The organism is Alteromonas sp. S005, from assembly GCF_036864475.1.
GTDB lineage: Bacteria > Pseudomonadota > Gammaproteobacteria > Enterobacterales > Alteromonadaceae > Alteromonas.
In genome coordinates this window covers 55,332-70,173 of record NZ_JAZETN010000014.1, presented here as the reverse complement: position 1 = coordinate 70,173, position 14,842 = coordinate 55,332, and the positions used below count along the sequence as shown (strand labels likewise).

General features: G+C 42.8%; 13 protein-coding genes. 9 read left to right on the top strand and 4 right to left on the bottom strand.

Annotation, left to right across the window (positions count from 1 at the left end):
* Positions 1-18: 18 nt before the first annotated feature.
* The gene (rmuC, locus tag V7R55_RS15170; RefSeq protein ID WP_334060176.1) at positions 19-1,308 is read right to left on the bottom strand and encodes a DNA recombination protein RmuC; all 1,290 of its coding nucleotides are present in this window, start codon (positions 1,306-1,308) and stop codon (positions 19-21) included.
* Positions 1,309-1,578: 270 nt separating this feature from the next.
* Complete coding sequence (locus V7R55_RS15165; RefSeq protein WP_334060134.1) at positions 1,579-3,108, bottom strand: fumarate hydratase; 1,530 nt, start codon at positions 3,106-3,108, stop codon at positions 1,579-1,581.
* 267 nt (positions 3,109-3,375) lie between these two features.
* On the opposite strand from V7R55_RS15165, the gene pabB reads away from it, so the two are divergent.
* From pabB to V7R55_RS15150, 3 genes are all read left to right on the top strand, one after another.
* Positions 3,376-4,812 (top strand): aminodeoxychorismate synthase component I, encoded by a 1,437-nt coding sequence (gene pabB / locus V7R55_RS15160; protein ID WP_334060133.1) that lies wholly within the window; start codon positions 3,376-3,378, stop codon positions 4,810-4,812.
* Positions 4,813-4,881: 69 nt separating this feature from the next.
* Complete coding sequence (locus V7R55_RS15155) at positions 4,882-5,454, top strand: CoA pyrophosphatase (protein WP_334060132.1); 573 nt, start codon at positions 4,882-4,884, stop codon at positions 5,452-5,454.
* Between the two features lie 152 nt (positions 5,455-5,606).
* Positions 5,607-6,980: an L-serine ammonia-lyase gene (locus V7R55_RS15150; RefSeq protein WP_334060131.1), complete on the top strand. Its 1,374-nt coding sequence runs from the start codon at positions 5,607-5,609 to the stop codon at positions 6,978-6,980.
* An 81-nt stretch (positions 6,981-7,061) separates the two neighbouring features.
* Here the strand turns inward: V7R55_RS15150 and cysB are convergent, their stop codons facing one another.
* Positions 7,062-8,036, bottom strand: a complete 975-nt coding sequence (gene cysB, locus V7R55_RS15145; RefSeq protein ID WP_118494818.1) for an HTH-type transcriptional regulator CysB — start codon at positions 8,034-8,036, stop codon at positions 7,062-7,064.
* Between the two features lie 209 nt (positions 8,037-8,245).
* Here cysB and V7R55_RS15140 point away from each other — a divergent pair, with 209 nt between their 5' ends.
* Entirely contained in the window at positions 8,246-8,950 is a 705-nt protein-coding gene (locus V7R55_RS15140) for a sensor histidine kinase (protein ID WP_334060130.1), read from the top strand.
* Between the two features lie 93 nt (positions 8,951-9,043).
* Complete coding sequence (locus V7R55_RS15135) at positions 9,044-9,802, top strand: hypothetical protein (RefSeq protein WP_334060129.1); 759 nt, start codon at positions 9,044-9,046, stop codon at positions 9,800-9,802.
* Positions 9,803-9,841: 39 nt separating this feature from the next.
* On the opposite strand, the gene V7R55_RS15130 is transcribed toward V7R55_RS15135, so the two are convergent.
* Positions 9,842-10,726, bottom strand: a complete 885-nt coding sequence (locus V7R55_RS15130; RefSeq protein WP_334060128.1) for a LysR family transcriptional regulator — start codon at positions 10,724-10,726, stop codon at positions 9,842-9,844.
* Positions 10,727-10,845: 119 nt separating this feature from the next.
* Between V7R55_RS15130 and V7R55_RS15125 the strand changes: the two genes are divergently transcribed.
* The 4 genes from V7R55_RS15125 to V7R55_RS15110 all read left to right on the top strand — a co-directional run bounded on the left by V7R55_RS15125 (position 10,846) and on the right by V7R55_RS15110 (position 14,567).
* Complete coding sequence (locus V7R55_RS15125) at positions 10,846-11,553, top strand: CoA transferase subunit A (RefSeq protein ID WP_334060127.1); 708 nt, start codon at positions 10,846-10,848, stop codon at positions 11,551-11,553.
* Positions 11,553-12,206 (top strand): CoA transferase subunit B, encoded by a 654-nt coding sequence (locus V7R55_RS15120; protein ID WP_334060126.1) that lies wholly within the window; start codon positions 11,553-11,555, stop codon positions 12,204-12,206. The genes V7R55_RS15125 and V7R55_RS15120 overlap by 1 nt, the downstream gene beginning before the upstream one ends.
* A 274-nt stretch (positions 12,207-12,480) precedes the next feature.
* Complete coding sequence (locus V7R55_RS15115; RefSeq protein WP_334060125.1) at positions 12,481-13,806, top strand: DEAD/DEAH box helicase; 1,326 nt, start codon at positions 12,481-12,483, stop codon at positions 13,804-13,806.
* A 227-nt stretch (positions 13,807-14,033) separates the two neighbouring features.
* Complete coding sequence (locus V7R55_RS15110; RefSeq protein ID WP_334060124.1) at positions 14,034-14,567, top strand: hypothetical protein; 534 nt, start codon at positions 14,034-14,036, stop codon at positions 14,565-14,567.
* Positions 14,568-14,842: the final 275 nt, after the last annotated feature.

The following is a 14,842-nucleotide window of genomic DNA, read 5'->3' as shown; positions in this document are numbered from 1 at the left end:
CCGCAATTGCGGCCTTTTTTAATCGTCTTTAGAAAGTTGCTGTAAGTGCTGTGACATCCGTTTACTTGGCTGAACCCCAAGTTCACGAAACTTTTCAATCTGTCTGACAATATTCCCTCGCCCGTTAGTTAATTTATTCATTGCTTGTTCATAGCTTGCCTGAGCGGTATCCATAGACTTTCCGACTTTTTCCATATCAGTAACAAAGCCTACGAATTTGTCATATAACTTAGCAGCCTGTTCTGCAATTAGCTGTGCATTTTGATTTTGGTACTCGTATTGCCAAATATTATTAATAGTTCTCAGCGCTACAAGTAAGTTTGTTGGGCTTACTAGCATAATATTGTGGTTAAGCGCCATGGTGACTAAGTCGGGCTCTTCCTCTACAGCGATCAAAAAAGCAGGTTCTATGGGGATGAAAAGCAAAACGTAGTCCAACGTCTTTAAGCCTTTTAAGTTCTGGTAATCTTTTGCGCCTAGACCTTTAATATGCCCCTTAATTGAAGCTACGTGTTGCGTTAAGAACTGCGCTTTTTCCATTTCATCATCACAATTAAAAAAACGCTCATAAGCTGCAAGGCTCACTTTTGAATCGATAATTACGTCTTTATCGTTTGGCAAATGCACTACCACATCGGGCTGGAAACGCCTGCCATGTTCAGATGTTGCAGACATCTGTGTTTCGAATTCATGTCCTTCCCGTAAACCTGATTCTTTAAGGATACGTTCAAGTACGACCTCACCCCAATTACCCTGCTTTTTGTTATCACCTTTTAACGCGTTGGTGAGAGCGGCTGCTTCTTCTGTAATTTTTTGGTTGAGGGTTTTTAAGCTTAATATTTCCGTTTTGAGTGACGCTCGCTCTTGGCCTTCGCGTATATGCTGTTCTGAAATTTGGCGTTTAAAGCCGTCTAATTCATTTTTAAACGGTGCCAGCACGGCCTCAATGTTGTGTTTGGTTTGTTGAGTGTAGCGCTGCTGTTTCTCTTCAAATATGCGGTTCGCCAAATTCTCAAACTGGGTCTGCAAACGGTGTTCAGATGCATTCATTGCAGCTAACTTTTCTTCATGCGCCGTATGCAGCGCTTGAATTCTTGCCTGATGCGCCTCGTTTTGTGTCTGAAGCTTCGCATTAGCAACACGCTCGTCGTTTAATTGACTTTGCAATTGTTCGCAATATTGGGAAGTTTGTGAAAGTTTGGTTGAATTCGTTTGGCTACGAATGAAGGAATAAAGTGCTAGTACACAAACACTAATAAAGGCGATTAAAAAGGCAATGGGTTCGCTAGAAATGAGGTTGGTAATCATAGTGCGCATTCATACTGTTATTTTGTACAGCACTATAAACAAAATAAGGAAAATATACCAACTTACAAAGATATAAACGGCAAGTTTCTGCTTCGTGGTGGTCTTTTACACGAGTTATGTTCTGTATATCGGTATTAAAAAACGGGCGTGGACACGCCCGTTTATCAAATAGATTGAAGCTTTTAAATAAATTTTGGTAACCCAAACAAACCCACTATGTGGCGATCTTCGTGTTTGCTAACGTTAATTTAAAAGCGACAGTGTCACTGACTATTTAGAAAGAGACTCGTCTAGCTCTTCTATTTTAGCCTTCCAAATAGCTGGGCCATTTTTATGTGCATTTGCACCGGTGCTGTCTACAGCAACGGTCACTGGCATGTCTTCTACGTCGAATTCGTAGATTGCTTCCATACCTAAATCTTCAAACGCTACAACACGTGAGTTTTTAATCGCCTTCGATACTAAGTATGCTGCCCCACCTACTGCCATAAGATACACAGCCTTATGTTTTGCAATAGAGTCAACTGTTGCCGGGCCGCGCTCTGCTTTACCAATCATGCCAATAAGACCTGTTTGTTCCAGCATCATGTCTGTGAACTTATCCATACGCGTCGCTGTTGTAGGGCCAGCCGGACCTACTACTTCGTCACCCACGGCGTCAACTGGACCCACGTAATAGATAAAGCGATTGGTTAGGTCAACGCCCTCAGGAAGACCTTCACCATTTTCCATCATGGTTTGAATGCGTTTGTGTGCGGCATCACGGCCAGTGAGCATTTTACCTGATAGTAATACCGTTTCGCCTACTTTCCACTCTTGGATGTCTTCTTTGGTCACTTCATCAAGATTCACGCGGCGAGTGTTTTCACTCACTTCCCACGTTACTTCTGGCCAATCTTCAAGCTTAGGCGGTGTAAGTTCTGCTGGACCTGATCCGTCTAAATAAAAGTGTGCGTGACGTGTTGCAGCACAGTTAGGTATCATAGCCACTGGCTTTGATGCAGCATGTGTAGGCAAAGACTTAATTTTAACGTCAACAACGGTCGTTAAGCCGCCTAAGCCTTGTGCGCCGATACCCAGTTTGTTAACTCGGTCAAAAATTTCTAAGCGAAGTTTTTCGTCAGTAGTTTGTGGACCTCGTTCAATAAGCTCTTGAATATCTACTGGGTCCATTAGGCTTTCTTTAGCAAGTACCGCAGCTTTTTCAGCTGTACCGCCAATACCTATACCCAGCATGCCGGGAGGACACCATCCTGCACCCATTGTAGGCAAGGTTTTAACAACCCAGTCAGCGATATCATCACTTGGGTTTAGCATAACCATTTTAGATTTATTCTCTGAACCGCCACCTTTTGCTGCGATCATTACTTCAATCTTTTCACCCGCAACCATGTCGATGTGAACAACAGATGGTGTGTTATCTTTCGTGTTTTTACGCGCACCAGCTGGGTCAGCTACAATAGATGCACGAAGCGGGTTGTCAGGGTTAAGATAAGCGCGACGGGTACCTTCATCGACCATTTCTTGAACGGTCATGTCAGTTTTGTCCCATGTAACGCCCATACCCACTTTAACGAAACAGGTCACAATACCTGTGTCTTGACACAAAGGACGCTTTCCTTCGGCAGACATACGCGAGTTGATCAGAATCTGTGCCATCGCATCTTTTGCGGCTTGGCTCTTCTCTTTGTTGTACGCCTCTTCTACGGCCTTAACGTAGTCAAGTGGGTGATAGTAAGAAATAAACTGCAGGGCATCTTCAATGCTGTCAATGAAGTCTTGTTGACGGATAACGGTCATGACATCCTCTTTTTATTTGGCTTTCGTGGTCTTAGCTAGCTAAAAAAGCGTATACTAGCGCATCTCAAGACATCGCACCATGCAAAACAATGTGCTTGGGGTTAATTCCAGATATTTTTACACGCTATATTATATAGAAGCATTAGAAAGCGTTGTAGAAGCGGCAAGAAATACGCTTGTTCGCAAGTTCCAGTTACAAATAGGAGGCTGCTCTTTTTGCGCTTTTAGCACCTGACGGCCTAGATGATAAGAAGTACAGAAAAACCTATGCCACACGCAGATACTATCAATATTTATGTTAACCGTTTTACCCAACAGGAATTAGCCGACGAATTTGCGCTAGATTGCGATAAGGCTAGCGTTTTTAATAGGTTATTCGGACAAATATCTGCCCAGCCCTATTCAATTTTATTAGATACTTCAGGTTCATCTAAGAGTGAGGGCCGGTTTAATATAATGGCTTTTTCACCCACAGCTGTTATTGAGGCGAAAGGTAAAGTTACAGAACTAGTAAATTTACACACCGCATCGCGCCAACCACTTAACATGCGACCTTTCGAAGCTGTTCAAGCGCATTTGCATGCTAAGTTTCAGTCTGTTGAGGTGAGAGCTGATTTTGACACTTCCCACCTACCTTTTATTGTTGGTGTAGCTGGAATGGCTGGATATGACACTGGTCGATTCTACGAAGTGTTACCCAGTATGGCTAAAAACGATTACAGTTCACCAGACTTCAGTGTTGGCCTTTACTTGAGTTCACTTATTGAAGACACCCAAACCGGATATATTTACTATTGCTGCGCGGACAATCGGCCGCTATCCAAGGTATTTAATATGTCTGAGCAAGCTTTAACATCGGATAATTTTAAGCTCACATCGCCCTTTAAATCTAACCTGACAAAAAGCGCCTATGAAGTGTGTTTAGATAAAATTCACGCATACTTGAGAGCAGGCGATTGTTATCAGGTAAATATGGCACAGCGATTTAGTGCAGACTTTGAAGGTAACATATGGCAGGCCTATTGTGAGTTACGAAATCAGAATCAAGCGCCCTTCTCTGCCTATTACAATCTTGCACAAGGCTGCATTGCATCTATTTCACCCGAACGTTTTTTGCGTGTAAAAAACGGCGTTGTAGAAACTAAACCTATTAAGGGTACTCGCCCCCGCTTCAGCGACATGGAAAAAGACAAAGCCAGTGCGCAGAGCTTGCTTTGTGCAGAGAAAGATCGTGCAGAAAACCTTATGATTGTAGATCTGCTTCGCAACGATGTTTCAAAACACTGTAAGCCTCATTCTGTAAAGGTGCCGGCACTGTTTGCACTTGAAAGTTATGAAGCAGTACATCATTTAGTTAGTACCGTAACGGGCGAATTAAACGACGCTTCATCGCCTTTAGAGCTTCTAGCTTCGGCTTTCCCAGGTGGTTCGATAACCGGTGCGCCTAAAATTCGTGCTATGGAAGTGATTGATGAACTAGAACCCCATCGCCGACATATATATTGCGGTAGTGTGTTTTATATGGGGTATCGAGAAGATATGGATTCAAGTATCTGTATACGAACGGTTTTGGCAGAGAATAATAAATTACATTGCTGGGCAGGCGGTGGTATTGTGCTAGATTCCGTTCCTAGCGATGAATATCAGGAAACCCTTGATAAGGTCTCAAAAATACTGCCTGTATTAGCATCGATGAACCAGTAAAAACACAGTTTTAATCGCGCTCACTGTAGCGAACTGCGCTATGTATGTAGTTTTCGAGTAAAAGTATCTATGAAGAGAAGCGAATTTTTATCACAATTTCATCACTTTAGGCTGACTCGTACCGAGCCAGACTTTCCTTTGAAGAAAAAAGGGCGGCCCGCTGCGGTGTTAATACCCTTGATAGATTATGGCAACTCTCTACAGCTATTACTAACTGAGCGTGCACACCATCTAAAACATCACCCCGGCCAAATTAGCTTTCCGGGTGGAGCTGTTGACGACACCGACAAATCTTTCTTTGACGCTGCGCTTCGCGAGGCGCAAGAAGAAGTAGGCCTTCCGTCTACTCACGTAGATGTTATCGGCATGCTGCCAAAATACCGCACGATCAGTGGCTATGAAATTGCGCCCGTTGTGGGCTTCGTAAAACCCGATTTCACGCCTGTTATTGACAAAAATGAAGTAGAGAGCGCTTTTGAAGTACCGCTTGCCCATGTGCTTGATAGAAAAAATCACCTCGTCCATAACACCCATCGCCATAAGAAAACTTTTCCTATTTATTTTATACCTTGGCAACACCGCATGATTTGGGGAGCAACGGCGGCTATGCTGCGAAACCTCTCCCATCATATTCACCCTTGATAGCCTAGATTTTAGCTGTCACTCAAGAAGCTATAAATTAATCTTTACAGCCTATTAGCAAAACTAATCCCTCTATTAGCTTTTCTGTATTGAGCTTTTAGTGTGGTGGATGCATGATCACAATATTACTTAGTTTTAATTTATGAATGTTTATGATCAGTGTATTTGATATGTTCAGCGTGGGTATCGGCCCATCAAGCTCTCACACCGTAGGCCCAATGAAAGCAGGAGCCGAGTTTGTTTCTGAGTTAGCGCTAGACACTGCGCTTTTTGATTCGGTTGATAGTGTAAAAGTTGAACTGTTTGGGTCACTAGGTCAAACAGGTATCGGCCATGGTACTGGGAAAGCCGTAATCTTAGGATTGTTAGGCGAAATCCCAGACGTTGTGGACGTTGATACCATTGACAGCAAACTTGAAGAAATACGTAACACCGAGGCATTGTGCCTAAACGGCAAGAAACTTATTCGTTTCCCTAACAAAAACGCCATTGTTTTTCATCGACGTAAAACATTGCCAAAGCACGCAAATGCGCTGACTTTTTATGCTTACTCAAAAAATGAGTTAGTAAAAGAGCAAACCTATTACAGCATCGGTGGCGGCTTTATCATCAAAGATGAAGATTTTGATGCTACAAAGGCCCATGCAGCTAGCCTACAAGCATCGGTTCCCTTTCCTTTCAAAACAGCCGAAGAATTACTGGCTTTGTGTAAAAACAATGGTTTGAGTATCAGCTCATTGATGTTGCGTAATGAAACCACATTTAGGCCGAAACACGAAGTAAAGCAGCAGCTACATCATATTTGGCTTGTGATGAAAGCCTGTATTCAGCGTGGTATTGAAAGCGAAGGCATTTTACCTGGTGGCTTAAAGGTAGTGCGTCGTGCCCCTGCTCTTTATCGTCGTCTGCAGACCGAGCATACGAATGACCCCATGCAAACCATGGACTGGGTAAACCTTTTTGCTCTGGCAGTGAATGAAGAAAATGCAGCTGGGGGGCGCGTCGTAACTGCGCCTACAAATGGTGCTGCAGGTATTATTCCCGCAGTACTGCAGTACGTAGATAAATTTATTCGTCCTGTAGATGAAGAAGTAGCCAGCCGCTTTCTTCTTACTGCAGGGGCTATTGGCATATTATATAAAGAGAATGCATCGATTTCGGGTGCTGAAGTGGGTTGCCAAGGAGAAGTAGGTGTTGCGTGTTCAATGGCTGCTGGTGCCCTTGCGGAAATAATGGGTGGTACAGCGGCATCAGTAGAAAATGCTGCTGAAATCGGCATGGAGCACAACCTTGGATTGACTTGTGACCCTGTGGGTGGCCTTGTTCAAGTTCCATGCATTGAGCGCAACGCCATGGGGGCAATAAAAGCAATTAATGCCTCACGCCTTGCGCTACGAGGCACGGGTGAACAAAAAGTGTCGTTAGATAAAGTGATTAAGACCATGCGAGACACAGGTAATGATATGAAAACAAAATATAAAGAAACAGCCAGGGGCGGCCTCGCGGTTAATATCATCGAGTGTTAATTGTCAGCGCATTGTGAACAAAGATTAAAAACAAAAAAGGGGCGACAGCCCCTTTTTCAATCATACTCATTTTTAACGCCCCTACTTCACTGGTAGCGTTACGCCCTTAAACATTTTTTCAACTTCTTCATTATTTTTCAGCATCATAGCTTTTTCCACCTTGTCTTTAGTGAGGTGTGGTGCGAAACGTTCAATGAAGTCATACATGTAACTTCTAAGGAATGAACCTTTTCTGAAGCCAATTTTCGTGGTGCTGTAATCAAATAAGTGGCTCGCGTCTATTTTCACTAAGTCATCGTCTAACTCTTCACTCACGGCCATTGAGGCGATTACACCAATGCCTACCCCTAAGCGCACGTAAGTTTTGATCACGTCAGCGTCTGTAGCAGTGAATACAATTTTTGGTGTTAAACCTGCTCTTTCAAAAGCTTGATCTAATTCCGAGCGCCCTGTAAACCCAAACACGTAAGTCACTAACGGATACTTTGCAATATCTGAGATATCTATCGTGCCTTTTTTGGAAAGTGGATGGTCTTTATTCACAATGACGCTTCGATTCCAGTGATAACAAGGCAGCATAACTAAGTCGTTATACAAATGAAGCGCTTCAGTGGCGATAGCGAAGTCAGCTTCACCTTTAGCGGCAAGGTCGCTAATTTGAGAAGGCGTACCTTGGTGCATGTGCAATGAAACCTTAGGGTACTTTGTCATAAAGCCTTGAATTACGTCCGGAAGCGCATAGCGTGCCTGGGTGTGAGTGGTAGCTATATTCAACTTGCCTTGGTCGGGAAGCGTGTGTTCTCTTGCAACGGCCTTAATGCTTTCTACTTTCGCAAGAATTTCGCGAGCAATATTAATTACATCGTTACCCGCGTCGGTTACATGAGTAAGGTGTTTACCGCTACGCCCAAATATTTGAACGCCTAACTCATCTTCTAGCATGCGCACTTGCTTGCTTATACCTGGCTGCGAGGTATACAAACTTTCTGCCGTTGCAGACACATTCAAATTATTATTGAGGACTTCTACGATATATCGTAGTTGCTGTAGCTTCATATTTTACACCGCGTTATGGGATAGACTGACACTTTACTCCCTCCGTTATAACCAAAACCACCGTTTTTTACTAGTTGCTATTACTAAATTAGCATTATAAAGTTGAATTTATTTCATTTTTTCACAAATTTACGCTTAATTTGTCCTTCATTTTCTAAATTCTTCTACAGTATGTTTAGGGCAAAAAGTCGCACGGCGTTTGATTGACAATGAGCAGTAGCAAACAAGTTACATCCACAATTGATTTTTCATCGGTATTGGCTGCCGCTGTGCACGATATGAAGAATTCATTATTTCTTTTAATTCAATCTATCGAAACACTGAGCGACTCCCTTTCGCCACAAAACACCGAGGCAAGGGAGCAAGTAGCTAGCGTCCATTATGAAGCATCAAGGCTAAACACCAACCTTGTCCAAGTACTTTCTCTATATAGAGCCGAATTAGAAAGTCTTCCCATTACCGTTGATGAAAGTTTTGTCAAAGATTTAGTGGAAGATGTGGTTGGCTCTAACGCACTCTACGTATCACAAAAAAGTATAGAAATTACTATTGATATTGAAGAAGACCTGAGCTGGTATTTAGACAGTGAATTAATCTATTTACTTTTGAACGATGTGATCATTAATGCAATGCGCTACGGTACGTCCAAGATACTAGTTACGGCCTCTATTGGCGATGACGAGTTTATGATTTTAAAAGTAGAAGATGACGGTAGCGGCTACCCAGAAGCAATGCTATCAAAAAGCCATGAAGAGTTATGTGATTTTGAATTAAGCCAAGGGAGAACGGGGCTAGGGCTGTTTTTTGCTAAACTCATTGCAAGCGCGCATTCTCAAGGTGATAGAAAGGGAACCATAAGCCTTTCTAACGGGGGAAGTTTAGGCGGGAGTGTATTTGAAGTAAAAATACCGTAAGATTGTCCGATAACAATAGATAATTCAAAAAGTAACGCTCGCGGTTAATAAAAACTGACGTTATAAGATATAAAAACAGACGGAAACACACGCATGTACGTGATTATTATTATTTTGATTGTTGTTTTGCTCATTGCCGCTATTTTCATAAACGCAATTCAACAGCATCGTCAAAAACAAGAGGCAGAGCGTCGTACCGAGCTTGCTAAGCAGCGAACAATTGTCGATGAAACCGAGAACGTTTTATCTGCTTGTTTAAACATGCCAGTTTCTTCTCGCTTGATGGGGATTCTTCACAACCGAATTCTTAATGCGCTCAAAGCCATGAATGAACTATCGAGCACTTCAGAATTAAAGCAAAGAATAGCGAGTAGCGAGCAATCAACTGCAGCCGCACTGTCAGACAATTCGACTGGCACTTCTGAATTTTCGTTGCCTGACAACGATAAAATGATAATTCAGTACATCCAAGCAGTTAAAAAACTACGTATTGTACTCCGCTCTGAACATAGCAAAGGGCAAATCGACTCAAAAGTGTTTATGGACGAAGATAAACAGCTAGAGCGTTTGCAATTAAAAGTAAACGTTGAAACCCTAATCAAGCGCGGTCGCGCTGCACTACAAACCAATATGCTAGGCTCAGCAAGGCAATATTTTGAAAAAGCTAAGACAGCGCTGGAGAACCAAAACCCGCAGGACGAGTACTCTACGTCTAAGCTTTCCACACTAAACGAGTGGCTAAACGATATTCAAAGTAATCTTAAGAGTGTGAATGAACAAGATCGCGCTAAAAAGCAGGAAGAAGAACGAGACGAGTTGGACGAGTTATTCGCCCCTAAAAAGAAGTGGTAGTATACCTCTACTAGCAATTTACTTTGCGCATTATTTGATTCAAGCATAATGCGCAAGTGCCAAGTCCCACATGGATTGAGCTGGCAGCGATAACCCTTTTCTCGCGTTTTTTATTATTCCTATATTCTTCACCAAGGGTTCATCGCTTATTCGTTGGGCTACAAGACCAAGCCCCTCCATTTGATCTTTACAAATAGCTGGCATAACAGATATGCCTAACCCGTTTTGTATAAGTTTTCCAAGCGTAGAGAGCTGACCTGTTTCTGCAACAATATGCAAGTCGCCGTATTGTTCGAGTTTAGACTCCGTCCAGTAACGTACGGCGGATCCTCGGTTCATCATTACTAAGGGAAAACGAAGGCAATCCTCCCATTTCAGTGCTTCGTTTGAAGTAGGTAATAGTGCTTTATTCGCCACCACAACAAATTCATCGGTAAAAAGACTCGTAAAGACTAAGCCGTCTTTTCGTTCTGGCTCAAAGGAGAATCCTATCTCACTTCGGCCGGTTGTTACTTCATAAATAACCTGCTCCATGACAACATCTACAATCCGTAGGTTCACATTCGGAATGCGTTGATGAAATATCGATAAAATATTTGGCAGGTGCGATTCAGCGAATGACGGCATTGCACAAACGGTGAGTTGCCCCTTGGCCATCGCAAATAGGTTTTGCATGTCCGAAAAGGTATTATCCCAGTCGTGTAACAAACGCAGAGCGTTTGGAAAAAGTACCTCACCTTCAGGTGTTAAGCTGACATTCCGGGTATTACGCTGGAACAACTTACCGCCTAATTGCTCTTCCATTTTTTTTATTGCAGAAGACAAAGCCGGCTGGGTTATGTGCAGGTTCACCGCAGCTTCGGCAAAGGTTGAGGACTTTGCCACTTCTACAAACGCCTTTACTTGGCGGTATGAGACATCCATAAACGCAGACCTTAACGACTTATTAATAAATAATATCTATTAATTGAAAGATTAATTCGATTTTACATATCTTGCAACAATGCTGATACTTATTTTTAACAAAAGTATTGGAGATAAAAATGGCAGGGTTTAATAAAGTTGTATCCTCGTACGATGAAGCAATGTCAGGGCTTGAAGACGGAATGACGGTCATTGCTGGTGGTTTTGGTCTTTGTGGAATACCAGAAGGACTAATCAGCCAAATCAAGGAAATGGGCGTGTCTGGCCTTACTGTAGTTTCAAATAACTGTGGTGTTGATGGTTTTGGGTTAGGCCTTTTACTAGAAGATAAACAAATCGCAAAGATGGTGTCTTCCTATGTTGGTGAAAATGCGCTGTTTGAAAAGCAATTACTCAATGGAGAATTAGAAGTTGAACTAACTCCACAAGGCACACTCGCCGAAAAAATGCGAGCAGGTGGCGCTGGCATTCCAGCATTTTACACCGCTACGGGCTACGGCACGCCCGTTGGCGAAGGTAAAGAAGTCAAAGAGTTTGATGGACGCCCTTACATCCTCGAGCCTGCTATCACTGGTGACTTTGCAATTGTTAAAGCATGGAAAGCTGATACCTACGGTAACTGCGTTTATCGGCACACTGCACAGAATTTTAATCCTATGGCAGCAACCGCTGGCAAGATCACTGTTGTAGAGGCTGAAGAAATTGTAGAACCTGGCGAGCTTAGTCCTAGCGAAATCCATACACCAGGTATCTATGTGAATCGCGTTATTAAAGGTTCATTTGAAAAGCGTATAGAACGTCGTGTAGTTAGCAAGGAGTCAGTGTAATGCTTAGTAGAGAACAGATTGCAATGCGCGTAGCCCAAGAGTTTAAGGATGGTGATTACGTGAATTTAGGCATAGGGATCCCTACCCTTGCAGCTAATTACGTACCTGATGATATTAGCGTTATGCTGCAGTCGGAAAATGGCCTTTTAGGAATGGGGCGTTATCCTACAGAAAGTGAAGTAGACGCAGACATGATAAACGCGGGTAAAGAAACAGTAACGGCCATTACCGGAGCGTCAATCTTTAATAGTGCCGAGAGCTTTGCCATGATCCGCGGCGGACACGTAGATTTTACTGTGTTAGGTGCGTTTGAGGTTGATGTATCTGGAAATATTGCCTCATGGATGATACCGGGTAAACTGGTCAAAGGTATGGGCGGCGCTATGGATCTTGTTGCTGGTGCGAAAAACATCATAGTTACCATGACTCATACTGATAAACGCGGTAACCCCAAATTGCTAAGCGAATGTACATTGCCCTTAACTGGTGTGAACTGTATCACACGTATAATTACCGACTTAGCAGTTCTGAGCGTTGAAGACGGCGCGTTTGTTCTGCAGGAGCGTGCACCAGGCGTGAGCGTAGACGAAATAAAAGAGAAAACCGGTGGAAAGCTTGTTGTGCCAGAGGATGTGCCAGAGATGCAGTTTTAGTACTTTCAACAAGTACGTACGACGCTCAATCATTTCTCTTTAATAAATAGCGCTTACTAGGTAACACTTATTTTGTTTATCGGTAAGCGCAACTCAAAAGCCATCCCGGCTTTGTGTCTGTTTTTTCAAATTACTGCTCCCCAATACAGAAGCGATTGGTTGTGAATCGCGTCACATAGTCAAGTTTAAAGCTAACAAGGCAATAAGCCTTTTAATAAACGGTGCATTGAGGGATAATGCGCGCGAACGTTATTTTTAAAAAGGCTCACCTTTCTTGCTAGTTACTGATTTACCTGTCCATCATAAAATTATTTCAAAGCTTGAAACGAAAAACATTTCGACGCTAACCGAAATTCAAGAACGCACTATGCTTCCCGCTATTCAAGGTAAGGATATCATCGCGTCTTCAAAAACAGGGTCAGGTAAAACTTTCGCTTTTTTAGTACCTGCTATAAATCGGCTAATGTCGCAAAAAGCGTTAAGTAGACAAGACCCTCGTGCACTTATTCTTGCGCCTACCCGTGAACTCGCTAAACAAGTTTTCATTGAAGCCAAGTCAATGTGTACAGGTTTAAACCTTACTTGCTCACTAGTTGTGGGCGGTGAAAACTACAACGACCAAGTTAAAGCACTTCGTCGTAATCCTCACATTATTGTAGGCACAGCTGGTCGTGTAGCTGACCACCTATTAGATAAAAGTGTGTATTTGAATGGTTTAGAGCTGCTGATCTTTGATGAAGCCGACCGTATGTTAGATTTAGGCTTCTCTGCTCAGCTTAAAATGATTAACGACTATGCTGATCACAGAAAACGCCAAACCATGCTGTTTTCTGCCACACTCGATAATATTGAGCTTAAGCATATGACAACGCAGTTGACCAAAGGCGCTGTTCGCGTAGCCGTAGGAGACTCAACTGCAGAGCATGGCGATATCGAACAGAAGTGCTTCTTTGCAGACAATGTTGATAACAAAGACCAAATCTTACAGTTTGAACTGGCCGATCGTGCGTACAACCAAGCTATCGTATTTACTGCTACCCGTGAAGATACCGACAGAATTGCTGCGTTGCTAAACGAAAAGAACTTAGAGGCTATTGCGCTTCGTGGTGATATGCTACAAAGCCAACGCGCAGCGGTAATGAGTGCATTTGCGCGTGGACAGCATAGTATTCTGGTCACTACCGACCTCGCCTCTCGCGGACTAGATCTATCAAAAGTAGGTTTGGTGGTTAACTTTGACCTTCCCAAAAACGCCGATGAGTATATTCACCGCATCGGCCGTACAGGCCGTGCTGGGCAAAAAGGCGAAGCATTCTCATTAATTGGCCCGCGTGATTGGAACAGTTTCGAAGGGCTTAAGAATCACCTTCAATATGCATTAGAGTGTTCACCGCACGACGAATTTTCGGCGTCTTTCAAAGGTTTTACGCCCAAGAAAAAGGTGTCGAAAAAATCAAATGCGAAAAATGGTAAAAAGCGTGTCGCGAAACCAGCAAAACCTGGCACTAAAAAGCGTGTCGATACCATGTCTGGAGAAGATATCGGTATGGTTCCTGTGAAGCGTAAACCTAGAAACACTCTGTCTGACGACGACGAATAAAAAACATTTAATAGTTAATACTAATCCGCCGCTAATTATCACGGACTAGCGTTAAAAGCGGCGGTCATCACTTCATTTATTCTTACCGAACATTCTCTTACATACTTTCTCTATCATCGCTTCGCAACACATGCTTTAATTTGCATTTATCGCGTGAGGTTATCCTGTAGCCTTATTAGTTGACCTAACTACCTTTAAAGCGTTTCTTTAAAACGGATTTTATAGATATGAAAGCATTAAGACTCTTCTTAATATTACTCGTTGCTGTACTCATTGTTTCCGTACTTTTCTATGAAAAGATAATTGCGAGTGTATTATTGCCTCAATACATTGAATGGGCGCATGAAATCGATCAGAAAGGGCTTGAAGTTGGCGTACCGCTGAACGAACAGGAAAGATTACTCGCATCAAAAATAGGTGTTAAACACCCCGATAAAGTAAGAATTGTATACGTTGACACAGTACCCTATCCCTATGAAAACTTTGCTTTGAAAGTATTCGGTGAAGCAGTTGGTCTCGTCGGCGAAGGTATCATTAACAACGCACAAGTCTTTGGTTATTCAATTTACGCGCGTAAAGACTTTGTACTTAATAGACCAAAATTAGCCCATGAGTTGGTCCACGTGTTACAAATTGAAAGAGCTAGCTTAGACGAGGTTGTTACTCAACATTTCTTCGATATGGCTGAGTACGGCTACGACCAAGCACCACTAGAAGTTGAGGCAGCAAAAGCTAATAAAAAATATAGTGCAGACTGGTAGCTTTTACTGGGTAGCTTTTACTGGATAGCTTACATAGTTTAGTCATAGGCTCTTCTGTCGCGATTTAAAACTCTGTTAACGACAAACACCAGACTTTTAGGGGCTAGGCATCAAACATCCGAGTTGTGCCAAAAACTGCCGGTGGTAACTCATCTCTCTAGTGGCAGTTACGTACGTTCAGGAGGCGCTATATTTAGCCAGTGCTGCTGTAACCATAAACATATCATCGACATTATCGCGACAAGCCTGGCTTTTCATTTATCAAAGCCTTTATT